This is a genomic window from Candidatus Sphingomonas colombiensis (assembly GCA_029202845.1).
Lineage (GTDB): Bacteria > Pseudomonadota > Alphaproteobacteria > Sphingomonadales > Sphingomonadaceae > Sphingomonas > Sphingomonas colombiensis.
The window spans coordinates 1,705,001-1,729,166 of the sequence record CP119315.1; the positions used below are offsets into that span (position 1 = coordinate 1,705,001).

Annotated in this window: 14 protein-coding genes, 1 tRNA gene, 2 rRNA genes and 4 pseudogenes (1 of these 21 only partly in view); 16 read left to right on the forward strand and 5 right to left on the reverse strand. The window is 62.6% G+C overall.

Features of this window, described 5'->3' with window-relative positions; all coding sequences use genetic code 11:
* The 5 genes from P0Y64_08175 to P0Y64_08195 all read left to right on the forward strand — a co-directional run.
* Nucleotides 1-1,547: ribosomal RNA gene (locus P0Y64_08175) — 23S ribosomal RNA — on the forward strand; it begins 1,245 nt to the left of the window's first position.
* Nucleotides 1,548-1,688: 141 nt separating this feature from the next.
* Nucleotides 1,689-1,803: ribosomal RNA gene (gene rrf / locus P0Y64_08180) — 5S ribosomal RNA — on the forward strand.
* Between the two features lie 179 nt (nt 1,804-1,982).
* Nucleotides 1,983-2,059, forward strand: a tRNA-Met gene (locus P0Y64_08185).
* Nucleotides 2,060-2,599: 540 nt separating this feature from the next.
* Nucleotides 2,600-2,740, forward strand: coding sequence for a hypothetical protein (locus P0Y64_08190; GenBank protein ID WEK44743.1), 141 nt, complete (start codon nt 2,600-2,602; stop codon nt 2,738-2,740).
* 39 nt (nt 2,741-2,779) lie between these two features.
* The gene (locus P0Y64_08195) at nt 2,780-4,093 is read left to right on the forward strand and encodes a carbohydrate porin (protein ID WEK44744.1); all 1,314 of its coding nucleotides are present in this window, start codon (nt 2,780-2,782) and stop codon (nt 4,091-4,093) included.
* Between the two features lie 27 nt (nt 4,094-4,120).
* Here P0Y64_08195 and P0Y64_08200 read toward each other — a convergent pair whose 3' ends face one another.
* Both P0Y64_08200 and P0Y64_08205 read right to left on the reverse strand, forming a co-directional pair.
* Nucleotides 4,121-5,494 (reverse strand): amidohydrolase family protein, encoded by a 1,374-nt coding sequence (locus P0Y64_08200; protein WEK44745.1) that lies wholly within the window; start codon nt 5,492-5,494, stop codon nt 4,121-4,123.
* Nucleotides 5,479-7,317, reverse strand: a complete 1,839-nt coding sequence (locus P0Y64_08205; protein ID WEK44746.1) for a hypothetical protein — start codon at nt 7,315-7,317, stop codon at nt 5,479-5,481. Before P0Y64_08205 ends, P0Y64_08200 begins: the two co-directional genes overlap by 16 nt.
* A gap of 120 nt (nt 7,318-7,437) precedes the next feature.
* Between P0Y64_08205 and P0Y64_08210 the strand changes: the two genes are divergently transcribed.
* Genes P0Y64_08210 through P0Y64_08220 form a run of 3 tightly spaced genes read left to right on the forward strand, consistent with a single transcriptional unit; the run spans nt 7,438 to nt 11,067 of the window.
* Nucleotides 7,438-8,049 (forward strand): sugar dehydrogenase complex small subunit, encoded by a 612-nt coding sequence (locus P0Y64_08210; GenBank protein WEK44747.1) that lies wholly within the window; start codon nt 7,438-7,440, stop codon nt 8,047-8,049.
* Nucleotides 8,042-9,661, forward strand: a complete 1,620-nt coding sequence (locus P0Y64_08215) for a GMC family oxidoreductase (GenBank protein WEK44748.1) — start codon at nt 8,042-8,044, stop codon at nt 9,659-9,661. The genes P0Y64_08210 and P0Y64_08215 overlap by 8 nt, the downstream gene beginning before the upstream one ends.
* Before the next feature lie 56 nt (nt 9,662-9,717).
* Nucleotides 9,718-11,067, forward strand: a complete 1,350-nt coding sequence (locus P0Y64_08220; GenBank protein WEK45011.1) for a cytochrome c — start codon at nt 9,718-9,720, stop codon at nt 11,065-11,067.
* 34 nt (nt 11,068-11,101) lie between these two features.
* On the opposite strand, the pseudogene P0Y64_08225 reads toward P0Y64_08220, so the two are convergent.
* Nucleotides 11,102-11,265 (reverse strand): annotated as a pseudogene (locus P0Y64_08225) (IS3 family transposase).
* A gap of 82 nt (nt 11,266-11,347) precedes the next feature.
* On the opposite strand from P0Y64_08225, the pseudogene P0Y64_08230 reads away from it, so the two are divergent.
* Nucleotides 11,348-12,544: pseudogene (locus P0Y64_08230) on the forward strand (IS256 family transposase).
* A gap of 45 nt (nt 12,545-12,589) precedes the next feature.
* Here the strand turns inward: P0Y64_08230 and P0Y64_08235 are convergent.
* Nucleotides 12,590-13,053 (reverse strand): annotated as a pseudogene (locus P0Y64_08235) (DDE-type integrase/transposase/recombinase).
* On the opposite strand from P0Y64_08235, the pseudogene P0Y64_08240 reads away from it, so the two are divergent.
* Nucleotides 13,047-13,649 (forward strand): annotated as a pseudogene (locus tag P0Y64_08240) (AMP-binding protein). The pseudogenes P0Y64_08235 and P0Y64_08240 sit on opposite strands and share 7 nt — an antisense overlap.
* Before the next feature lie 162 nt (nt 13,650-13,811).
* Here the strand turns inward: P0Y64_08240 and P0Y64_08245 are convergent.
* The gene (locus P0Y64_08245) at nt 13,812-15,212 is read right to left on the reverse strand and encodes a short-chain fatty acyl-CoA regulator family protein (GenBank protein ID WEK44749.1); all 1,401 of its coding nucleotides are present in this window, start codon (nt 15,210-15,212) and stop codon (nt 13,812-13,814) included.
* A 104-nt stretch (nt 15,213-15,316) separates the two neighbouring features.
* Between P0Y64_08245 and P0Y64_08250 the strand changes: the two genes are divergently transcribed.
* The 6 genes from P0Y64_08250 to P0Y64_08275 all read left to right on the forward strand — a co-directional run bounded on the left by P0Y64_08250 (nt 15,317) and on the right by P0Y64_08275 (nt 24,087).
* Nucleotides 15,317-15,607 carry a hypothetical protein gene (locus P0Y64_08250; protein ID WEK44750.1) on the forward strand — a complete coding sequence of 97 codons (291 nt, stop codon included), beginning with the start codon at nt 15,317-15,319 and terminating at the stop codon, nt 15,605-15,607.
* Nucleotides 15,604-18,228, forward strand: a complete 2,625-nt coding sequence (gene acnD, locus P0Y64_08255) for a Fe/S-dependent 2-methylisocitrate dehydratase AcnD (GenBank protein WEK44751.1) — start codon at nt 15,604-15,606, stop codon at nt 18,226-18,228. Before P0Y64_08250 ends, acnD begins: the two co-directional genes overlap by 4 nt.
* Entirely contained in the window at nt 18,228-19,415 is a 1,188-nt protein-coding gene (gene prpF / locus P0Y64_08260) for a 2-methylaconitate cis-trans isomerase PrpF (GenBank protein ID WEK45012.1), read from the forward strand. The genes acnD and prpF overlap by 1 nt, the downstream gene beginning before the upstream one ends.
* A gap of 34 nt (nt 19,416-19,449) precedes the next feature.
* Nucleotides 19,450-20,613: a 2-methylcitrate synthase gene (gene prpC / locus P0Y64_08265; protein WEK44752.1), complete on the forward strand. Its 1,164-nt coding sequence runs from the start codon at nt 19,450-19,452 to the stop codon at nt 20,611-20,613.
* Between the two features lie 12 nt (nt 20,614-20,625).
* Nucleotides 20,626-21,546, forward strand: a complete 921-nt coding sequence (gene prpB, locus P0Y64_08270) for a methylisocitrate lyase (protein WEK44753.1) — start codon at nt 20,626-20,628, stop codon at nt 21,544-21,546.
* A 264-nt stretch (nt 21,547-21,810) separates the two neighbouring features.
* Complete coding sequence (locus P0Y64_08275) at nt 21,811-24,087, forward strand: TonB-dependent receptor (GenBank protein WEK44754.1); 2,277 nt, start codon at nt 21,811-21,813, stop codon at nt 24,085-24,087.
* Nucleotides 24,088-24,166 lie beyond the last annotated feature (79 nt).

Genomic DNA, 24,166 nt, shown 5'->3' on the forward strand with positions numbered 1-24,166 from the left:
AGCGATCTGGTAATGGGTCGTGGAGGTATCGGAAGTGCGAATGCAGACATGAGTAGCGATAAAGAGGGTGAGATGCCCTCTCGCCGAAAGACCAAGGGTTCCTGCGCAAGGCTAATCCGCGCAGGGTGAGCCGGCCCCTAAGACGAGCCCGAAGGGGGTAGTCGATGGGAACCACGTTAATATTCGTGGGCCTGGTGGTGTGTGACGGATGGTGTGTGTTGTACGTCCTTATCGGATTGGACGTGCTTCGAAACTGTCCCGGGAAATAGCCCCACCGTATAGACCGTACCCGAAACCGACACAGGTGGTCAGGTAGAGTATACCAAGGCGCTTGAGAGAAGTGTCCTGAAGGAACTCGGCAAATTGCCTCCGTACCTTCGGAAGAAGGAGGCCCCGGCTAAGCGCAAGCTCTGTCGGGGGGCACAGGCCAGGGGGTAGCGACTGTTTAGCAAAAACACAGGGCTCTGCTAAGTCGGCTTCAAGACGACGTATAGGGCCTGACGCCTGCCCGGTGCCTGAAGGTTAAGTGGAGGGGTGCAAGCTCTGAAATGAAGCCCAGGTAAACGGCGGCCGTAACTATAACGGTCCTAAGGTAGCGAAATTCCTTGTCGGGTAAGTTCCGACCTGCACGAATGGCGTAACGACTTCCCCACTGTCTCCAGGACATGCTCAGCGAAATTGAATTCTCCGTGAAGATGCGGAGTACCCGCGGTTAGACGGAAAGACCCCGTGCACCTTTACTGCAGCTTCAGAGTGGCATTAGGAAAGAACTGTGTAGCATAGGTGGGAGGCTTTGAAGCATTGGCGCCAGCTGATGTGGAGCCATAGGTGAAATACCACCCTGTTGTTTTCTGATGTCTAACCTCGATCCCTGAAGCGGGATCAGGGACCCTCTGTGGCGGGTAGTTTGACTGGGGCGGTCGCCTCCTAAAGAGTAACGGAGGCGCGCGATGGTGGGCTCAGGTCGGTTGGAAACCGACTGTTAGAGTGCAATGGCATAAGCCCGCCTGACTGCGAGACTGACAAGTCGAGCAGAGACGAAAGTCGGTCATAGTGATCCGGTGGTCCCTCGTGGAAGGGCCATCGCTCAACGGATAAAAGGTACGCCGGGGATAACAGGCTGATAACCCCCAAGAGCTCATATCGACGGGGTTGTTTGGCACCTCGATGTCGGCTCATCACATCCTGGGGCTGGAGCAGGTCCCAAGGGTTTGGCTGTTCGCCAATTAAAGTGGTACGTGAGCTGGGTTCAGAACGTCGCGAGACAGTTTGGTCCCTATCTGCCGTGGGCGTCGAAATTTGAGAGGAGTTGACCCTAGTACGAGAGGACCGGGTTGAACGTACCTCTGGTGTACCTGTCGTCGTGCCAACGGCGCAGCAGGGTAGCTATGTACGGACGGGATAACCGCTGAAAGCATCTAAGCGGGAAGCCTCCCTCGAGATAAGATTTCTTAGGACGGTCGGAGACCACGACCTTGATAGATCGGATGTGGAAGTGCGGTAACGCATGGAGCTAACCGATACTAATTGTCCTATTCGCGCTTGAGAGTCCCACCATCAATGACAGCTCTGGGTAACACCTGCTGTCACTTGGTCGGATGATCCAAGTCGACGCCAGAATATTATACACGTAAAGTGCACGCATCGATTTTGAACCCGTATATTCTCGTCGCTCACCCGCTTCATTGCCTGGTGGCCATAGCGTCGGTGTCCCACCCGATCCCATCTCGAACTCGGACGTGAAACCCGACTGCGCCGATGGTACTATCGCTTAAGCGATGGAAGAGTAGGTCGTCGCCAGGCATTGCAGCTGGTGAGCACGATAATATACGGATGAACCCATTCACAGTTTCTGCCCGCGAGGGCGCGTCGAGCCTCCGCGCGAGGGAGTTCATCAGCACGTCAGTGCGATGAAATCCGATCGTCGGAGGTATTCGCATTTCAACGGCTCAGGCGATCCTCACAAGGATCGCTATCGGTGGCGCGGGGTGGAGCAGCCCGGTAGCTCGTCAGGCTCATAACCTGAAGGTCACAGGTTCAAATCCTGTCCCCGCAACCACCAATATAGCACTAAAGCCCTCGATCCCTCCGGATCGGGGGCTTTGTGCATTTTGGCGGCGGTGCCTTCGTACCGGAGTCGCCGTCCGCTGCGGCATTTGTCGCAAACGCCAACATCTCGAACAGATCGCCGTGAAGCTGGATTTTCCGGCGTTTACCGCCACGTCCGGTGCCGGGCCGGATAACGATGGCTTCCATCAGCGGGCGAACGGCCTCTCGAGCGACATTGCCGTCCGCGGATGGCAGATGCTGTGCCAGTTCCTCTGCCACCCGTCGGTAAATCCGTTCGTAATTGGCGCTCGACGCATCATGGCGCGCAAGCTCACCGTGCCATCCACGACTTTAACGACCCCCGGGAGCCAACGGACAAAGCATCCGCGAAATCCCCCGATGGCCCCGTTCGCGGCGAAGGCCTGAATGCATTCTGCTTCTTGAGCTTCGCCGAGGCTGGGGTAAAATGTCAGGCGTGGCAGATCGATCGTAACGAGCTGCGCCCACAGACTTCCCTCGGTAACCCAAGCCCGATGGAACGAGCTTTTGTATGACGGCAGGCGAGGCTGTCCTGCTGCAAAAAGAAGCCGGTTTTCTTGAAAAGGCCGTGCCACGCATGAAAGCAGGCTCAATCGTGATCTCGAATGACATGGATTTTGAATCACGCAGAAGGAGGCAGATCACCGCATAACACCGACCAGAAGTGATCCGAGCTGCGGGAGTTATCTTCATGAAACCGCCAGTTATCCGCTTCGCTCTCGCCATCGCAGGCATATTGTTGCCGGCGCAAATCGCACGCGCGCAAGAGGCCCACGAGCAACCCGCAACCGATCCCCGTTTGACTGGTGACTGGGGAGGCGCGCGAACGAAGCTAGAGGATGCAGGCGTCACGTTGAGCGCCCATTACTGGTCGGAAACCGCGGGCAATCCCGTCGGTGGGTTCAAGCAGGCGGTTCGTTATACACAACAGCTGGATTTGCTGGTCGAGCTCGATCTTGCCCGTCTGGCGGGCATCGACGGGGGCGAAGTGCGCATCGCCCTGGACGACCGCGTCGGCGGTAGCCTGTCGAACGACGCCATTGGAAACGTCTTTCCGGTCCAGCAGCTTTATGGCGCAGGCCAGAATCTCCGTCTTTCAGAGCTGAGTTACGTGCAACGCCTCCTTGACGGTAAAGTGGAATTCCAGATCGGCTGGTCGCCGCTTGGAAACAGTTTCGCGGGAAATCCCTACGCTTGCTATTTTCAGAACAACGGCGTTTGCGGCAAGCCGATCGGCATTGCTCAAGACAGTGGTGGCGCGCACAATTACCCTGTCGCCCAATGGGGCGCCCGGTTGCGGATCGCCATGCCCAAAGACATCTATGCCGCCGCAGGCATATATCAGGTGAACCCGCACCTCGGCGATAAAGACTATGGTTTCAACCTCACCTTTCAAAGTACCGGCGTCCTCATGCCGTTTGAAATCGGTTGGGAACCCAATCTCGGCAGCGCGCGGTTGCCCGGCCAATACAGGGTGGGTGTGTATTACAACACGTCACCCTCGCCTGACGTTCTACTCGATGTAAATGGCCAGTCCGCCGGTCTCACCGGCGCTCCCTTCCTTCAGCGTCGCTCGCGCTTCGGCTTCTATCTGATGGCCAGCCAAAAGATCTTTGTCGAGCAGCCTGGCTCCAAGCGCGGCCTCGCGCTTTTTGCGTCCTACGCCAGAGGCGACCCGCATGTCGCGCTGTTCGGCAACTCGTGGGAGATAGGGGCGGTCTATCAAGGCACATTCCGGGGCCGGGATAACGATTATATATCCGCGGTCTTCGCATCCGGGCAGTTCAATCCACGGCTGACGCAATACCAGGTGGATCGCGACATCGTCCTACCCGGCTCGGTGGGAGTGCAGCGCTACGAGAGGTTTGCGGAGGTCGATTACAATTTTCAAGCCGCGCCGTGGCTCTCCTTGCGGCCGGGCTTGCAATACGTCCTCCATCCGGGAGGGACGGGGCAGATTCCTGATGCTCTGGTGATCGGCCTCGACGCGCGCATTACATTCTGACCGAGAATGTTCGCCCCGGTCGTCTCGTCAAACCAGCATGTTCTTGTGAACGACGCCGTTCTTGATGATTACGGCGAGGTTGCGATCATGATCCTTCAGCAGATTGATGTCCTGCGTCGGATCGCCGTTGACCAGCAGCATATCGGCCCAGGCGCCGCGCTGCAGGACGCCCAGTTTGGCGGCCTTGTAGGGATCGCGCTCACCGCTCATCGCGAATAGCGTGCTGTTGCCGGATGTGGCGATCCGCAGCGTTCCGACATTGCCGAACACCTGCGCGAACCGCGTCAGCATGACCGTCTCTATGTCGGTGCTATCGGGCTGGAACAGCACATCGGTTCCGAAGGCGACCTTGACGCCGCGAGCCTTGGCCCATGCCGCGACCCGCTCCCAATGGCTGGTCGGCTCGGCTTTCGCGATTTGCGCCGGGGTCAGTGGATTGTCGCCCGCCTGGAACGGTTGAAGGCTAAGCCAGACACCGCGATCGGCCATAAGCTTCAGGGTGGGCTCATCCACCATATGGCCGTGTTCGATCGAGCGGACGCCCGCCTCGATCGCGCAGCGAATGCCGGGAACCGTGTAAACGTGCGTCGCGACATACGTTCCCCAGTCGCTCGCCACCTGCACCGCGGCCCTGATCTCGTCGAGTGTGTATTGAAGCGTGTCGATCGGGTCCGAATCCGAGATCACGCCGCCGCCAAGCGCAAGCTTGATCTGGCTCGCACCGCGCTTGAGTTGGGTGCGGACCGCCGCCATCACCTCGGGCACGCCATTGGCGATCATGAACGCGCCGATCTGTTCGAAACGCGAGGGTTGGCCACCGAGTATGCGCGGATCGGCATAAGCGGGGGAGAAGTCGCCATGGCCGGCGGTCTGCGAGATGAGCGCCCCGCTGGGATAGACCCGTGGACCGGGAATTACCCCGGCATCTATTGCGGCCTTCAGCCCGAATGTCGGGCCGCCCACGTCGCGCACGGTGGTGAAACCGCGCATGAGCGTGCGTTCGGCCTCCGCCACGGCATGGGCGTACATAAGGCCGGTGTCTGCGGCCTGCATGTTCGCCATCGTGTTGGGCGCGAATACCATATGCCAGTGCGCGTCGCTCAAGCCGGGCATCAGGGTGCGGCCGCCGCCGTCAATCTGTAAGGTACCGGCAGGCGGCGAGATTGGCCCCGAGGATATGTCCGCGATCCGGTCACCAACGACGAGCAGGTGGCCGTTGCTCAACCGCTCGTCGATGCCGTTGAATATCCGGACATTGCTGATCAGCAACGCCCTGTCGGGGGTGGCGGCATAGCCGGCACGCGCCATCAACGGCATCGCCAGCGCGCCCGCGGCCGTTCCCATGAAGGCGCGTCGGGACAAGCCCGGCTGCGCGCCAGCGTCGTTCAAGGCATACGGCATGCCGGGTTCCCTGCCGCCGGGGCTGCCAGGAAGGTGATGGTGGCGGGGGCGAAGCTCACGCGTCCGGCACGTTCGGCAACGCCGGCCAGCGACGGCAACGCATCGTCGGCGCCGAGAGTCAGCGCCGCGCCGTTCAGCTTCACGGTCTCGGACTGCAAGCCATCGGCCGCCAGCGTGTAACGCTCGCTCGGCGTTGTCATCTCGATGGCGCTGCTTGCGGTCTTGCTGTTGTTGATCGCGAGCACGGCGACTCCGCCGGGATGGCCGCGCAGGCACTGCGCGTAAAGGTGCAGCCCTTCGCGCGACGGGCCGGCGTCGAGCACCGTCGTTCCCATCAGCCGCCGCCAGAGCAGCGCCGTCCAGTAATTGGGGCGTGGCTCGAAAGTGCCGGACTGGAGCAGACCATATTCACTGGAAGCGAGCGTATTCTGGAACAGCACGGCTACACCACCCCGGGCGAGGCGACCCAGCGTATCGGCGTAGCGAAAGCTGTCGAGGAACGTCTTCGCCCACGGATTGCCCCCGCACGCGGCGTCGGCGATCTCCGTTACCCACACCGGCTTGCCCGGCTCGAAGCGATTCCGTAGCGCGACATAGAAGTCGTTGCTCTTGTCGGCGAGGCTGAGCCATTGTTCGGACAAGGCGGCCGCCGCCGTGGTCTGCGTTTGCGGGCCCATCGAGGCGCAACGGATGGAGGCGGCGGGATAATGATGGTACGAATAGATATCGAATATCGGGCGCGGGTTTGCCGACAATAGCGCGTCGCTCCGGATCATCCCCGGTATTCCGCCGACCGGCATGATCGTGGCTTCGCCCACGGTGCCGGGCCCGACGATCGCCATATCGGGCGCTTCGCGCTTCGCGAACGAATGGAAGACGGCGAAATCGCGCGCATAGGCAGCGGCGTCATACCCGGTCGGCGCGCCGCCATAAGTCGGCATCGTCGGCTCATTGAAGAACTCGGCCGCCGCGATCCTTCCGCCGGCAACCTTGGTGTAAGCGAGCCATTTCGCTGCCTGATCGGGCGTCCAGGATCCGCTGCCGTCACGCACCCCGGAGCTTATGGTGAAAGACGAGACCAGCTCCGCGTTCGCAGCCCGCGCGAAATCGATCGCGCCCTTCCATTCCGCGCGCGTGAGAATGCCGTTGAAGCCTTCCGGCGCCTTCGCGGGCGGCGGGGAATCGTCGTCATGGAAATAGACGGAATTGGCCCAGGTGCCGCTGACCCGCATATAGGCGGGGCCAAGCGCGGCGGTCAGCTTGCGGAGCCGCGGGTTTGCGGTGTCGAGGGGCGGGAGCGACTGGAAGAGATCGGGATCCTGCCCGGCGACCCCGCCCCCCAGCGGCGCCTTTGGCGTGACGTTAAGCTTGCCGCCCGGGCCGTAAGGCTTCCAGAAATTGCCACCGACAATCTCGGCCATTTCGACGTTATAGGATTGATATCTATCATCGATCTGGCCGAGGCGCGGCAGCGAGGCGAGCCGAACTACCGGCGCCCCTTGCGGGGGCGCGTCCGCCCATACGATGCTCGAACAAGCGAAAGATATCGCAAGTGCGGAGATGATTTTCGCGTCACGTCGTCTGCGCATGGCGGCCTCCAAGCAAACACGATCTTCGAGCCATTTAACCAGCGATGTAACCAGCAATTTTCTTGCCATGGGCGAGCAGGTGAGTCGCTCGTCTGCCGGTGACCATTCCAAGTAAAATGAAATGGCGCGGATAGCAAATGCCGGTTCGGGCGAGTCCGCTCGATGCCCGGTGCTTTGCGCGTAACAATTGGCAGCAAGCAAAGTGTCATCCAATGGCGCTTTAATCTTGCGCATTGAGGGCGCATAATGCGCCCAAGCGCGGTAGCCGCGCGTGGAGTCGGTTGCTCCTCAGCCCGGAACGGCCGCAGACGCGTCAGGATATCCTGGCGAAAAGCAATAAAGGGGAGGCATGCAATGCCACTGCCGAATTGCAGCGATCCGGGGCCCGATCAGCCAGGGCAATATCAGAATGGCGCCGTATGGCGCATCGCGCGTCGCGGGCTTCTGGGTGGCCTGTTGACCGTATCGACACTGGCGCTGATCCCCTGGAGCGGGGCATTGTCTGTCGCGCGCCCGGAGGATCGGAGTGCCTTTCTCGCCGTTTCAGCCTTCCTCGTCGGCCGTCAGGCGCTCGATCAGGAACAAGCCGCGCGATTGTTCGACGGGCTCGCCGCCGATGATTCAGCCTTTCCGCAGGACACCCGCGCCCTTCTGACAATTATCAACGCGAAGACCGTTGATCCGCTGCAGCTTCAGCAATTGCTGGACGGGCAAAACTCGCCTCTGGCGGCGCTCCCGCGCAAGATCGTCACCGCATGGTGCCTTGGCATTGTCGGCGCCGGTCCGCGCGCGCGCTGCTTCGCTTATGAGACGGCGCTGAACGCGGTGATGGTGGCGGACGTGCTCAAGCCTCCGACCTACGCTTACGGCGGCTATGGCAGCTGGGCCGCTGCGCCACAGCCCGGATCGCTCCCGGCGATTGGCGCTCCGCAAAGCCTCTTGGCGGAGCCTGGCGCCCATGGCTGACCAATCCGCCGATTTCGTCGTCATCGGTTCCGGCATCATCGGCTCGCTGACCGCGCGCAGGCTGGCCGAATCCGGCTCTTCCGTGCTCATTCTCGAGGCGGGACCACGCGTTACGCGCGGGGAATTGGTCGCCCGCTTTCGCAATTCGCCGCGGCGTGGTGACTGGATGTCCCCTTATCCGCCATCTCCCTGGGCGCCTCACCCGGTCTATGAACCGCAGGACAACGGCTATCTCATCCAGGCTGGCCCGTATCCGTATCCGGCCGAATATATCCGTCAGGTCGGGGGCACGACGTGGCACTGGGCGGCCCATGCGTGGCGCCATGTTCCCAACGATTTTCGCATCAAAAGCCTCTATGACGTCGGCGTCGACTGGCCCTTTTCCTACGAGGATCTCGAGCCCTTCTATCAGGAGGCGGAAGAGCTGATTGGGGTCTCTGGCGCGCCGAACACCGGCTCCCCCCGCGCCAAACCATTTCCGATGGAGCCCGTGGCGGAGCCCTTCGCCATGCGCCGCATCCGGGAGCGGCTGGCCGGCACCTTCGACGTCGTCAGCAACACCACCGCCCGGAACAGCCGCAGCTATGATGGCCGCCCGCCGTGCTGCGGTAACAACAGCTGCCAGCCGATCTGCCCGATCGACGCCCAGTATCACGGCGGCATTGCGGCGGCTTCGGCCGAGGCGGCGGGCGTGAAACTCCAGGTCAACGCCAATGTCTATCGGCTGGAACATGGCCCGGACGGACGGATACTCGCCGCCCATTATTACGATCCCGACAAGGTCTCGCACCGGGTCACCGGCGGGACGTTCATCGTTGCCGCCAACGGCATCGAAAGCCCCCGGCTGATGCTACTTTCGGCGAGCGACAAATTTCCCAACGGGCTGGCGAACAGCAGCGGCATGATGGGCCGCAATCTGATGGACCACCCCAGCACTTCGCTGACGTTCGATGCCGATGAAGATCTCTGGCTCGGGCGTGGGCCGCAAAGTCCAAGCTCCATCAACACGATGCGCGATGGCGGCTTTCGTAACGGGCATGCGGCCTATCGGCTGGATTTCACCAATATCTCCCGGGTCGATGGAGCGACGAAAGCGCTCATCGCCGCCGGCGTGTATGGGCCGGAATTCGAAAAACGCCTGCGTCACAGCGCCGCGCGCGAGATGAACGTCAAGACCGTGCTCGAAGTGCTGCCGCATCCGGATCGGCGGATCACCCTGTCGGACCAGAAAGACGCGATGGGCATTCCCAAACCGCAGGCGCATTATGCGATCGATGATTATACGCGGCGCGGGCACGAGCGCGGGAAGCGCGATTTCCAGCGCATCGCGGACTTGATGGGGGGGACGAACCTCAAATTCAGCAAAGACGGGGATTTCGCCAACAATCAGCACATCTGCGGCACGCTCAGCATGGGCATGGATCCCCGTACCTCGGTTTGCGACGGTTATGGTCGGGCGCACGATCATGAAAATCTGTTCTTCACGGGGACGGGCGTGCTGCCGACCTCGGGCACCTGCAATTCGACGGAGAACGGCCTCGCCGTTGCGCTCAGAAGCGTCCACCACATTCTTGCGGGCAAGCCGTTGGGCACCTCACCGAGGGCTTCATGAGCGGGCCGCGAACCTTGCGGCGCTGGCTTGTGGCTTTGTCTGCTTCGGCCGCCATCATGGGGCCGGCGATAGCGCGCGCGCAAACCGCCGATAGCCGCCTGACGGAACAGGGCGAATATCTCGCCACCGCAAGCGACTGCACCGCCTGCCACACCGCGCCGGGCGGAAAGCCGATGGCCGGCGGGCTGAAAATGGCATCGCCGCTAGGAACGATCGTCTCAACCAATATCACGCCGTCAAAGTCTCACGGCATCGGCCAGTACAGCTTCGACCAGTTTGATCGCGCGGTGCGGGGTGGGGTGCGCGGTGATGGCGCGCGGCTTTATCCCGCCATGCCCTATACCGCCTATGCCCGGCTGACCGACGATGACATGCGCGCGCTCTACGCCTATTTCATGCAGGCGGTAAAACCGGTCGAGGCGACGCCCGAAAAGACGCGCCTGCCGTTTCCCTTCAACATCCGCTTGTCGATGGCGGCCTGGAACATGCTGTTCCTTGATCGGGCGCCCTTCAGGCCCAACCCGGCACGCAGCGCCGAATGGAATCGCGGGGCCTATCTGGTGCAGGGGCCGGCGCATTGCGGATCGTGCCACACGCCCCGCAACTTCCTGATGGCCGAGAAATCCGACACGGCCTTGGCCGGCGCGGCTCTGGGCGGGTGGTTCGCCCCCAACATAACCTCGGATCCGGTCAGCGGCATCGGCGGTTGGAGCGCGGACGAGCTTACGACGTATCTGCGCACCGGCCATGCCGCCGGCAAAGCCCAGTCCGCCGGTCCGATGGCAGAGGCGATCGATGCCAGTCTGCGGCATCTCAAGGACTCCGATTTGCGCGCGATCGCCGTTTATCTCAAATCGACAGCTCCCGTGCGCGATGCGGCGGACAGTCGGGCCGCCTATGCCTGGGGAAAACCGGGCGACGATCTGGCCGCCATTCGCGGTGTCGCGCTGCCCAAGAACCTCGACGACATGACCGGTCCCCAGCTCTACGACGCGAATTGTGCAAGTTGCCATCAGGCGCAGGGGCAGGGAAGTTTCGACGGCGCTCTGCCGCCATTGTTTCACAACGCCGCCCTTGGTCGCTCGCGCCCTGACAATCTGGTGATGGTGGTGCTGAACGGATTGCGCCGGCAGCCTGACGTGAACATGCCCGCGTTCGGATACACTCTCTCCGACACCCAAACCGCCAACTTAGTAAACTATCTAACTCAGAAGTGGGGGAACCCAAGGGCGCAGGTCACGGCCAAAGAAGTCGCGGTTCTGCGAGCCGGGGGGGCGGCCAGCCCGCTCCTGCCGTTGGCGCGGATCGGGATGTTGCTCGCAGGGGCGGTGATCATCGCAGCGCTATCCTGGCTGTGGTTTCGCCGGCGAGCGGGCCGTCAGTTTGAGAGAAAGGCCCGTGGGTAGTGATCGGCCCCCACCGAGTGGTCCGGGTTGATTGTTAATGCATCATGACCTGCGTCGCCAGTGCTTGCCGCAGGTGGAGCGAAGCGGAACCTGAGGGCGGCACTAGCGACGGAACGGCTTCGGGCGCGGGCGGACGGCGTTATAATGTCGCAGCCGGGCTTCGATCAGCACCCGTGCTTCGGCGAGGGTGTAGAGGATTCGCCATCGCGCAGCTCATCGCGCGGGCCTGTCAGAAGTTTTGTGCGCGAGGTCATAAGATGGAACAGGAAGGACCATCGATATGGCGATCGACAAGGACGTTTTGTATCAGTTGCTGGCGGGGCCGGATTCCGAGGAATTATTTGCTAAGGACGGGTCACTCGCTGAGTTGAAGAAGGCACTGTCGGAGCGGATGCTATCGGCAGAGCTTGACGATCATCTGGAAAGCGAGGACGCCGAAGGTGCAATCAATCAGCGCAACGGTTCCTCGTGGAAAACGATTCTGACGGGAACGTCGAAGGTGACGCTGGACGTTCTACGCGATCGGGCGGGGACGTTCGATCCCAAGCTGATCGCCAAATACCAGCGGTGCTTTCCCGATTTCGACGAGAAGATCATCTCGATGTACGCGCGCGGTATTACGGTGCGCGAGATCCGCGGGCACCTCGAGGAGTTGTACGGCATCGATGTCTCGCCGGACTTGATTTCGAGGGGCACGGACGCGGTGCTAGAAACGGTTGCGGAATGGCGGCCGCCCGCTTGATATTTGTTATCTGCTCGTTTTCTTGGATACGATCCGGGTGAAAATCCGCGACGAATGCTTCGTTCGTAACAAGGCGGTGTATATCGTACTGGGCCTCCTTCCTGACGGGACGAGGGAGATTTTCGGCATCTGGATCGAGCAAACCGAGGGCGCCAAATTCTGGCCGCGCGTCATGAACGAGCTGAGAAGCCGTGGTGTCGCCGATATCCTGATTGGCGTGGTCTATGGGCTGAAAGGCTTCCCGGAAGCGATCAACGCCGTATTCCCGGAAACCAGCGTTCAGACCTGTGTGGTTCATCTCATCAGAAACTCGATGAGCTTCGCTTCCTGGAAGGACCGCAAGGCCATCGCCAGTGCCCTGCGCAGCGTCTATCGCGCAGCAAATGCCGATGCCGGTCGCGCCGCACTGGACGCGCTCGAGGAGGGCCATTGGGGCCGAAAATATCCAGCAATCGCACAAAGCGGGCGTCGTCACTGGGAACAGGTCATTCCGTTTTTTGCGTTCAGCGAGCCGATCCGTCGGATTATTTACACCACCAACGCGATCGAGGCGCTCAACTCAAAGTTGCGGCGCGCCGTTCGCATCCGCGGCCACTTCCCAGGTGACGATACCGCGATGACGCAGCTATATCTTGTGCTCAATCATTCGGCCGACGAATGGAACGGGCCCCGCGCGAGTGGTTGGAGGCTAAAACACAGTTTGCCGTTATCTTCGGTGAGCGGTTCGTCATCTGATGGACAAATTTGGCTCTGCGCACAAAATTACTGACAGGACCCATCGCGCAGCGATCCGTTGAAGCTCTCGTCGTACCCATTTTCCCACGGGCCGCCCGGAGCGACGTAGAGCGTGGTCAGTCCGATCTGCCCAAGCCACACCTGTACCGTCTTGGCGACGAACTCGCTGCCGTTGTCCGATCTGATATTGGCTGGTGGGCCCCGCGCGATAAACAGTTCGGCCGGCGCCGCCAGCTCATCCTGATTATAAGGCGCCCGCCGATGATGAGTGTCAGACACTCCCGGCTCGCCTCGTCGATGATCGTCAGGATGCGGAACTTGCGGCCTTCGTGCGTGCACCTCGCGACAAAGTCATATGCCCAGACGTGCCAGGGACATTCGGGTCGCAGCCGGATGCATGATTCTTCGTTCAACCACAGCCGACCACGCTTGCGCCGCTTTTGCGGCACCTTCAGCCCTTCTCGACGCTAGATAGGTTCAACGCGCTTGCGGTTCACCGCCCAGCCCGCTCACCACCCAGACCGCCACCAATGATCCGATCGAGGAGCGGGTCGGTTCGGTCGGTCGCGTGCATCCTCATGCGCAGGCCAAGATCGTCGGCCCGGACGGCGCGACCCTGATTTGTGGCGAGCAGGGCGAATATTGCTCGCGCGGCTATGCGGTGATGCGCGGCTATTGGGACGACCCCGACCGGACCGCCGAGGCGATCGACGCGGACGGCTGGATGCACTCAGGCGATCTCGCGACGATGGACGAGCGCGGCTATGTGCGCATCACCGGCCGCATCAAGGACATGATCATCCGCGGTGGCGAGAATATTTACCCGCGCGAGATCGAGGAATTCCTGCTGGCCCATGATGCTATCGCCGATGCGCAGGTTTTCGGTATCGCGGACGCAACTTATGGCGAGGAAGTATGCGCCTGGATCATTCCCCGTCCCGGAATCACGCTGACGGCTGAAGAAGTGCTCGCGCACTGCAAGGGGCGCATCGCCCATTACAAGGTGCCGCGCTATATTCGTATCGTCGATGCCTTCGCCATGACCATCACCGGCAAGGCGCAGAAATTCGAGATGCGCCGGATCATGGAAGCAGAGTTGGGCTGAACGGCTTTGCGGCTGGGTTGATGATTCACCTAGTCGCGATCGGGTGCGCCGTGCCGAATCGTCGATCTGTGCTCAGGCGCGTCGATCGTGCCCACGATGACGCATCGCTTCCGGCCGCGCGCGCGAAGATCGCGCGATAGCTGCAAACGCGCACTCGCCCGATCATGCCACCGGATAGGGAACGGAGGCCGCGGTGTTCTCATCGATCGTCAGCGCCCGGCCGATCGGCGGGAAGGCGCGTTGCGGGCATGCCGGACGGTCGCACACCTTGCAGCCGGCGCCGATCGGCGTCGCGGCGGCGGGATCGCCAAGGTCGAGCCCGCGTGAATAAATCAACTGGCTGGCGTGGCGAATGTCGCAGCCAAGGCCGATCGCAAACACCTTGCCCGGCTTGTCGAAAGCTCCGCTGCCGGTCGTCACCGTGCGCGCGATCCACAGATACGTCCGCCCGTCGGGCATCTGCGCGATCTGTCGCGTGACACGACCCGGCCGGGAGAAGGCCTCATAAACGTTCCACAACGGGCACGTCCCCCCAACCCGGGAGAAATGGAAATCGGTCGCCGATTGCCGTTTGGAGATGTTGGCGGCGCGGTCGACGCGTATGAAGAAGAACGGAACGCCGCGCTCGCCCGCGCGCTGCAGGGTGGACAGGCGGTGGCAGACGGTTTCGAAGCCGACGCCAAAATGCTGGCCGAGCCGCTCGATATCATAACGCTCCGCCTCGGCCATCGCGAGGAAGTCGGCATAGGGCAGCACCAGCGCCCCCGCGAAATAATTGGCGAGGCCGATGCGGGCGAGCCGGCGCGCCTCGTCGCCTAAGAGGATCGCATCGTCAGTCAGCCGCGCGATCGCATCGTCGAGTTCGAGGAAGGCGAGCTGGGTCGCCATCTGGAATGCCTGCTGCCCCGGCGTGAGGGCGGCGGACAGGTGAAGGGTACGGGTGCCGCGATCATAGCGGCGTTGCAGCGGGCCGGCCTCCGCCATCGCCACCTCGACCCCATGTTTGTGCCTGAGCCAGTTCGTCAGCCCGACATGGATGTTGCGCGGCGTCAGCCCCGCATCGCGATAGATCCGCTCGGCCGCCTCATCGAGCAATTCGATATGATTGTGGCGCGCGTAGAAGAAGTCGCGGACCTGCTCGAACGGCTGTCGCGCCCGCGCGTCGCTGGCCCATTCGTCGCCAAGCTCGGCCGCCATGATGTCGGCCCGCTCGGCCGCCTCTCGATAGCGCCGATGCAGCTCGATCAGCGTGCGCCCGACGGCGGGCATGTTCGCCGCCAGTTCGCGGAGTTCGGCCACCGACACGCTCTCGCCGCCATCGGCGATCGCATCGCGCATGTCGGTGATGAGCCGCGCCTCCTCGTCCTCGGAGAAGAGCTGCACGTCGACCCCGAATACCGCGTTGAGCTTGAGCAGGATCGGCACCGTCAGGGGGCGTTGATTCTGTTCGAGCTGGTTCAGATAGCTCGGCGAGATTGCCAGTGCCTGGGCAAGCTCGACCTGCTTCAGATTGCGCTCCTCGCGCAACCGTCGCAGCCGAACGCCCATATAAGCCTTGCGCATAACAATCCGATCTTCGCAAAATTCGCTAATTCGCCAACCTTCATTCGCAGTCTTTCGCTCTTTCAGTCCTTCCGAAGAGCGGCGGGTTTGCGGATTATGCGAATATGCTCGCGAGCCCAGAACTTCAAGGTACCGACCTGTTTCAGCGTGTTCTGGACGCGGCCGCCGCCCGCGCGCGGATCGTGCTTGGCGAGCGGATCGCGCTGGTGCGCTGCGACCATATCGAAATCAGACACGGCCACGCGGATCCGCATTTCGAGGCGTGGTGCGTCCGCGACGGCAATGGCGACGCCACGATCAGCGCGATCGCGAGCTGCCGCGACGAAGTGGGTCGCGAGCGCGTGGTGGTCGCCGGCCGGTTCACCTTCTCCGTCGTGGCAACAGGACAATCATGAACAGTTCCTATCGCAAGCCGCTGGGCGAAACCGCGCTCGATTTTTTTGACACCCGCGCGGCGATCGAAGCCGTTCGGCCGGGCAGCTATGACACGCTCCCCTATGTGTCGCGCGTGCTGGCGGAGCAATTGGTGCGCCGTTGCGACCCGGCCTTGCTGCGGGATGCGCTGGTGCAGATCGTCGATCGCAGACGTGACCTCGATTTTCCCTGGTATCCGGCGCGCGTCGTCTGCCACGATATTCTCGGCCAGACGGCGCTGGTCGACCTTGCGGGTCTGCGCGATGCCATTGCGGATGAGGGCGGCGATCCCGCCAAGGTCAATCCCGTGGTGCCGACCCAGCTGATCGTCGATCACAGCCTGTCGGTCGAACATGGCGGCAATGATCGTCAGGCGTTCGAAAAAAACCGCGCGATCGAGGATCGGCGCAACCGGGATCGTTTCGATTTCATCGAATGGAGCCGGCGCGCGTTCAAGAATGTTGATGTGATTCCGGCCGGCAATGGCATCATGCACCAGATCAACCTGGAGAAGATGTCTCCGGTCATCCAGATTCGCGACGGCGTAGCTTTTCCGGACACCTGCGTCGGCACCGACAGCCATACGCCGCACATCGATGCGCTGGGCGTGATCGCGATCGGGGTCGGTGGTCTTGAGGCCGAGACGGTGATGCTTGGCCGTGCCTCGATGATGCGGCTGCCCGATATCGTCGGCGTAAAGCTCTGCGGTCAACGCCAGCCGGGCATCACGGCGACCGACATCGTTCTGGCGCTGACCGAATTCCTGCGCGATCAGCGCGTCGTCGGCGCATGGCTGGAATTCTTCGGTGAGGGCGCCGACAGCCTGACGATCGGCGACCGCGCGACCATCGCGAACATGTGCCCGGAATATGGCGCGACCGCCGCGATGTTTTACATCGACCGGCAGACGATCGATTATCTTCGCCTCACCGGTCGCGCGCCCGACCAAGTGGCGCTGGTCGAGAGCTATGCGAAGATCACCGGCCTGTGGGCCGATGCGCTCGGCGCGGCCGAATATGAGCGCCTGCTCGAATTCGATCTGTCGACCGTCGAGCGCAACATGGCCGGGCCGTCCAACCCGCATCGGCGCCTGCCGACCGCGGAGCTAGGCCAGCGCGGCATCGCGGTGGGGCTGGAACAGGCTCGGGCGGAGGAACGTGCCGGCCTGCTGCCGGATGGCGCGGTGATTATCGCCGCGATCACGAGCTGCACCAACACCTCCAATCCCCGCAACGTGGTCGCGGCGGCATTGCTCGCGAAAAAGGCCAATGCACTTGGCCTGACCCGCAAGCCGTGGGTCAAAAGCTCGTTCGCGCCCGGCTCGCGCGTCGCCCGGCTGTATCTGGAGGAAGCCGGCCTGCTGACCGAATTGGAGCAGCTCGGCTTCGGGATCGTCGCCTTCGCCTGCACCACCTGCAACGGCATGTCGGGCGCGCTCGATCCGGCGATCCAGCAGGAGATCGTCGATCGCGATCTCCATGCCGCCGCCGTCCTGTCCGGAAACCGCAATTTCGACGGGCGCATTCATCCTTATGCCAAACAGGCCTTTCTTGCCTCGCCGCCTCTGGTTGTCGCCTATGCGATCGCGGGGACGATGCGGTTCGATATCGAGCGCGACGTGCTGGCGATCGTCGACGAGCGGGAGATCCGCCTTTCGGACTTGTGGCCGTCGGACGAGGAAATCGATGCGATCGTCGCCTCGGCGGTGAAGCCCGAGCAGTTCCGCCAGGTCTATGATCCGATGTTCGGCGCGCGGCGCGGTGCCGGCGAGAAGGTCAATCCACTCTACGACTGGCAGCCGGCATCCACTTATATCCGTCGCCCGCCATATTGGGATACCGAGGGCACGGGGGCGCTGGCCGCCAATCCGCGGACGCTCACCGGGATGCGGCCGCTGGCGATCCTGCCCGACAATATCACCACCGATCATCTTTCGCCGTCCAACGCTATTCTGCCGTCCTCTGCGGCGGGCGAATATCTGACCCGAATGGGCGTGCCGGAGGAGGATTATAACTCATACGCCACCCATCGCGGCGATCACCTGACCGCGATGCGCGCGACTTTCGCCAATCCGCAGCTCGTCAACGAGATGGCGGTGATCGACGGCGTGGTGAAAAAGGGATCGTTGGCGCGCGTCGAGCCCGATGGCGCGGTGATGCGCATGTGGGAGGCGATCGAAACCTATCTCGGGCGCGGCCAGCCGCTGATCATCATCGCCGGCGCCGATTACGGCCAGGGCTCGTCGCGCGACTGGGCGGCGAAGGGGGTGCGGCTCGCCGGGGTGGAGGCGATCGTCGCCGAGGGCTTCGAGCGGATACATCGCACCAACCTGATCGGCATGGGCGTGCTGCCGCTTGAATTCAAACCAGGCACCACGCGCCTCAATCTCGGGCTCGATGGAACGGAAACCTATGACGTGGCCGGCACGCGCCGCGCAGGTGGCGATCTGACGCTGGTCATACGGCGTAGAAACGGCGTGATCACCGAGGTCGCGGTGACGTGTCGCCTCGATACCGCCGAAGAAGAGTCGATCTACGAAGCCGGCGGCGTGCTCCAGCGTTTCGCGCAGGATTTTCTCGCCGGGCAGCGGGAGGCCGCGTGATGCCGCAGATCCGCATTCCCGCCACCTATATGCGCGGCGGCACCAGCAAGGGGGTCTTCTTCCGCCTTGAAGACTTGCCGGAGGCGTGCCGCGTCCCAGGCCCGCCGCGCGACCGGCTGTTCCAGCGCGTGATCGGCAGCCCGGATCGCTATGGCGCGCAGATCGACGGCATGGGCGGCGCGACCTCCAGCACCAGCAAGTGCGTGATCATCTCCCCAAGCGCGCGGCCCGGTCACGATATCGACTATTGCTACGGCCAAATCTCGATCGACACCGATTTCGTCGACTGGTCGGGCAATTGCGGAAACCTGTCGGCGGCGGCGGGCGCGTTCGCGATCCATGCGGGCTATGTCGATCCGGCGCGTGGCACGAACGGTGTCTGCACCGTCCGGATCTGGCAGGCCAATATCGACAGGACCATCATCGCGCACGTCCCCGTAGCGGATGGCGCGGTGCTGGAGACCGGCGATTTCGAGCTCGACGGAGTGACCTTTCCGGCGGCGGAGATCGTCCTCGAATTTCTCGATCCCGCCGAGGAAACCGGCGGCGCCGGATCGATGTTCCCGACCGGCAATTTGATCGACGTGCTCGATGTGCCTGAGGCGCTGGTTGCCGGCGGCAGGCTTCGGGCGACGCTGATCAACGCCGGCATCCCGACCATCTTCGTCCCGGCCGCCGACATCGGTTGCACCGGCACCGAATTGCGCGAGCCGATCAACAGCGATCCGGCCGCGCTTGCGCGGCTGGAGCAACTGCGCGCGATCGGGGCAATCCGCATGGGGCTGATCGATACGCCTGAAGGCGCCGCCACGCGCCAGCATAGCCCGAAGATCGCCTTTGTCGCGCCACCCGCCGACTATGTCGCCGCCGGCGGCGCGACGGTGAAGGCGGATCATATCGACCTGCTGGTCCGCGCCATATCGATGGGCAAGCTACATCACGCGATGATGGGCACCGCCTCCGTCGCGATCGCCGCCGCCGCCGCGGTGCCCGGCACGCTGGTCAATCTGGCTGCGGGCGGCGGCGAACGCCGCTCGATCCGGTTCGGCCATCCCTCCGGCACGCTCAGTGTCGGGGCGGAGGCGCGGTTGGTCGACGGGCGATGGACCGTCGCCAAAGCGATCATGAGCCGCAGCGCCCGCATCCTGATGGAAGGCCGGGTGTGCGTTCCCGGCGACGCTTTCTGACACCGAAATCCAAGCGAGAGGTTTGATAGACCAAATGAACGATCAACCCATCTTCAAGCCGAAGAAGTCGGTGGCGCTCTCGGGCGTAACGGCGGGCAACACCGCGTTGTGCACCGTCGGCCGCACCGGCAACGATCTGCATTATCGTGGCTATGACATTCTCGATTTCGCTGAGACCAGCGAGTTCGAGGAGATCGCGCACTTGCTCGTCCACGGCACCTTGCCGAGTGCAACGCAACTCGCCGCGTACAAGAAGAAACTCAAGGGGCTGCGGGGGCTCCCGCGATCGGTGAAGGAGTCACTGGAGGCGATCCCCGCCGCCGCACATCCGATGGACGTGATGCGCTCAGGCGTGTCGGCGCTTGGCTGCGTGCTGCCGGAAACCCATGACCACAACCTGCCCGATGCACGCGATATCGCGGACCGGCTGATGGCCTCGCTCGGGTCGATCCTGCTCTACTGGTATCATTTCGCGCACCATGGCCGGCGGATCGAGGTCGAGACCGACGATGACAGTATCGGCGGCCATTTCCTGCATCTGCTCCACGGCGCCGCGCCATCGGACAGTTTTGTGCGCGCGATGCACGTTTCGCTGATCCTCTATGCCGAACATGAGTTCAACGCCTCGACCTTCGCCGCGCGGGTGATCGCGGGAACCGGCTCGGACATGTATTCGGCGGTCGCCGGCGCGATCGGCGCGCTGCGCGGGCCCAAACATGGCGGCGCCAACGAGGTCGCCTATGAAATCCAGAAGCGCTACGCGAGCGCCGATGAGGCCGAAGCCGATATCCGGCGCCGCATGGAGGCGAAGGAGGTCATCATCGGCTTCGGCCACCCGGTTTATACCGAGTCCGATCCGCGCAATGTGGTGATCAAGCGTGTCGCCAGGGCATTGGCCGACGAAACCGGCGCGCACCGCCAATTCTCGGTCGCCGACCGGATCGAAAGCGTGATGTGGGATGCCAAGCGGATGTTCCCGAACCTCGACTGGTTCTCGGCCGTCTCGTACAATCTGATGGGCGTGCCGACCGCGATGTTTACGCCGTTGTTCGTGATCGCGCGGACCTCCGGCTGGGCGGCGCACGTTATCGAGCAGCGTCAGGACAATAAGATCATCCGCCCCTCGGCCAATTATACCGGCCCCGAGGATCTTGCATGGGTGCCGCTCGCCGCGCGCGGCGAAGACATGGCCGCCTGAAGGAGCATCACCTTGCCTTATCTCGTTGCAGCCGACCTTCCGACAGAAACCGCCGGCAAACGCTTCCGCGCGGCGCTGGCGCGACCCGGCATCTACAAACTGCCCGGCGCGCACAACGGACAGGCCGCGATTCAGGCGAAGAACGCCGGTTTCGACGGGCTGTACCTATCCGGTGCGGCGATGACGGCGTCGATGGGGTTGCCAGACCTCGGCATCATCACCGTCGATGAAGTGGCGTTCTTCATCCGCCAGATCGTGCGCTCGTCGGGCCTGCCGCTGCTGGTCGACGGCGACACTGGCTATGGCGAGGCGCTCAACGTCATGCACATGGTCCGCACCTTCGAGGATGCCGGGGCAGGGGCGGTGCATCTGGAAGATCAGATCCTGCCCAAGAAGTGCGGCCATCTGAACGGCAAGAAGCTGGCCGACGCCTATGACATGGCGGCGAAGGTGGCGGCGGCGAAACGCGCGGCGCGCGATATCGTCGTCGTCGCGCGGACCGACGCGGCGGGCGTGGAGGGTTCCGACGCGGCGGTCGAGCGCGCCAGACTCTATGTCGCGGCCGGCGCCGATGCGATTTTCCCCGAGGCGCTCAACACGCGGGAGATGTTCGAAAAATTCGCGGCCGCGATGCCGAGCGTCCCGCTGCTCGCCAATATGACCGAATTCGGCAGGACACCATTCTATACGGCACAGGAATTCGAGAGCATGGGCTATAAGATGGTCATCTGGCCGGTTTCGTCGCTGCGTGTCGCGAACAAGGCGCAGGCCGATCTCTACGCCGCGATCGCTCGTGACGGCGGCGCCCACAATATAGTCGATCGGATGCAGACCCGCGCCGAATTGTACGATACGATCGGGCTGCACGATTACGAGGCGCTCGATGCGTCGATCGTCAAGACGATCGTGCCCCAGGGCATTGCGCAGGGCTGATATTTCGCTCCGCTCGGGCGGCGATGGTGGGCCGCATCGGCGACCGGACGATGGCGCGGACGCGCGTTCATCGTTCGCGCGGCGCATTTCTCCTGAAACCGTGACGAGCGCTCATGATGGATGAGCTGCATTCACCTATTGCGGGCGCAATTCGTTTGAAGGCGAAAATGGGAAGTCGTTAGCCTGCCCTCTCGATACCGTCTGCTTCCTCGCCGGAGACCGCGGTTCACCAACAAACAAATCGGTTTCAGGACAGGGAGAGCAATGGTCAATTTCAAGCAGGCTACCGCCGCGGTGGCATTCGCGGCGATGCTTCAGGCGACCACGGCATTCGCGCAGGTCGCGCCGGCTGCCGAGCGCGACGCCGCAGCCGACACCGGCGCCCTCAATGACATTCTCGTCGTCGCGCAGAAGCGGCAGGAAAAGCTCGGGGACGTGCCGATTTCGGTCGATGTCGTCCAGGGCGAGAGCCTCCAGCGGCTGAACCTTTCGAATTTCGAGCAAATGTCGCGCTACGTGCCGACGTTCAACGTGTCCGAAACCGCCAGCGGTAACCGCATCACGCTCCGCGGCATCAGCTCGGGCACCAATCGTGGCTTTGAACAGTCGGTCGGGCTGTTCGTCGATGGCATCTATGCCGGCCGCGCGGCGCAATTCTCCTCGCCGTTCTTCGACGTCGAGCGGATCGAGGTGCTGAAGGGCCCGCAGAGCATCCTGTTCGGCAAGAATACGGTGGCCGGCGCTGTCAGCATCATCACCGCGAAGCCGACAAAGGACGCGTCACTGGTGATGTCGGCGGGCTATGAAACCCGTTTCGGCGGCTACAATGTTTCGGCCATCGCCAATCAGCCGCTGACCGACAACCTGCAGATGCGCATCGCGGTGCGCCGTGAGCAGCGCCTGCACGGGCCGATCTACAACTCGCTCAAGAACGCCTATGAGCCGACGCGCGAGGGCGATGTCGCGCGCGTGTCGCTGGCATGGCAGCCAGGCGTGTTCGAAGTGAACGCGAAGTACGAATATTCGGATCAGATCCGCAACGGCAGCCTGTTCCAGATCATCGAGGCGGGTGGCCGCGAGGCGTTGTTCAAGAGCATCGATCCGAACTTCGAGAGCAAGCTCGATCTGCACAACAGCGTCGGCGCGCCCGGCTCCGATCGCAACGCGGTCGCATCGCACAACGCCTCGTTGCGGGTGAGCGTCCCGATCGGTCGTGGCCAGCTGACGTCGGACACGGGCTATTCGACCTATAAGGTGCGGTCTGATCGTGAGGATTCGGATTTCACGCCGGTCAAGCTGATCCAGTTCAGCAACCGCGAGAAATTCACCCAGTTCAGCCAGGAACTGCGTTACGCCTCACCGTCGAGCGACAAGATCGCTTATACGATCGGCGCATTCTATCAGACCCAGCATTATCTCAACGATCCGTTCTACACGATCACCGCGAGCACGGTCGGGCTGTTCGACGTCAATAACGCGCGCCATTTCGATCAGCATGCCGATACGTACAGCGCATTTGGCGAGTTGAGCATCGAACTGGCGCAGGGGCTGCGCGTGATCGGTGGTGGTCGCTACGTGGCCGAGAAGAAGCGCGTGGCGCGCGATCTCGTCGTGCTCAACCCGCTGACCGGCCTGCCGGAAACCGACGCTACCGTGCTGACCCTGGCCCAGCGTTATTTCGGTGTGCGTAACTTCGGCCTCGATCAGAAGCTCAATGAGCGTCAGCTCACCCCGGCGATCACGCTGCAATACAAGCCCTATCAGGGCCTGATGGGCTATGCGAAATTCTCGCGCGGGTTCAAAAGCGGCGGGTTCGATGCGTCGGACGGGATCGGTTCGGCCAAGCCTTACCTGAGCGAGGACGTTTCGTCCTACGAAGCCGGGATCAAATGGGATGCCAGCCGCAAGCTCAACATGAACCTGACCGGCTTCTACTCGCGGTTCAACAACCTGCAGTCGCAAGCCTATAACGGCATCATGTTCATCACCACGAACGCCGCCCGCGCCAGCTCGCGCGGGGTGGAGTTTGAAACGCGCTGGCGGCCGATCGCGCCGCTGACGCTCTCGGGTTCCGCCGCCTATCTCGATGCGCATTACGATGACTATCGTGGCGCGACCTGCACCACCGGGCAGGCGGCGGCCTTCACCGCATCGGGCAAGCTGGGCTCGTGCACGCAGGATCTCAGCGGCCGTCCGCTGACGGATTCGGCGCGCTGGACCGCGAGCTTCAACGCCAATTTCGAACAGGCGCTGATGAACGACTGGCGGATGCAGCTGAACGCGGGCACCAACTATCGCAGCTCCGCTTATGTCGCCCCCGATCTCGATCCGGTCGGGTTGCAGAAGGCCTATGCGACGATCGATGGCAGCATCGAGCTGATCTCGCCGTCAGACCGTCTGACGATTGCGCTGCTCGGCAAGAACCTGGGCGATGTTCGCGCGAAGACCTATGTCGTGAACAACCCGTTCTTCAGCGGCACGAAGAGTGCGGCGATCAACGAGCCGCGGACCGTGGAAATTCGCGGAACGCTTCGCTTCTGATCGACAACCGGAACCGGCCGGGGCACTGGCCCCGGCCGGCCGGAAACTGAATATACTCGCGGCCACCAGCCGATCGCGG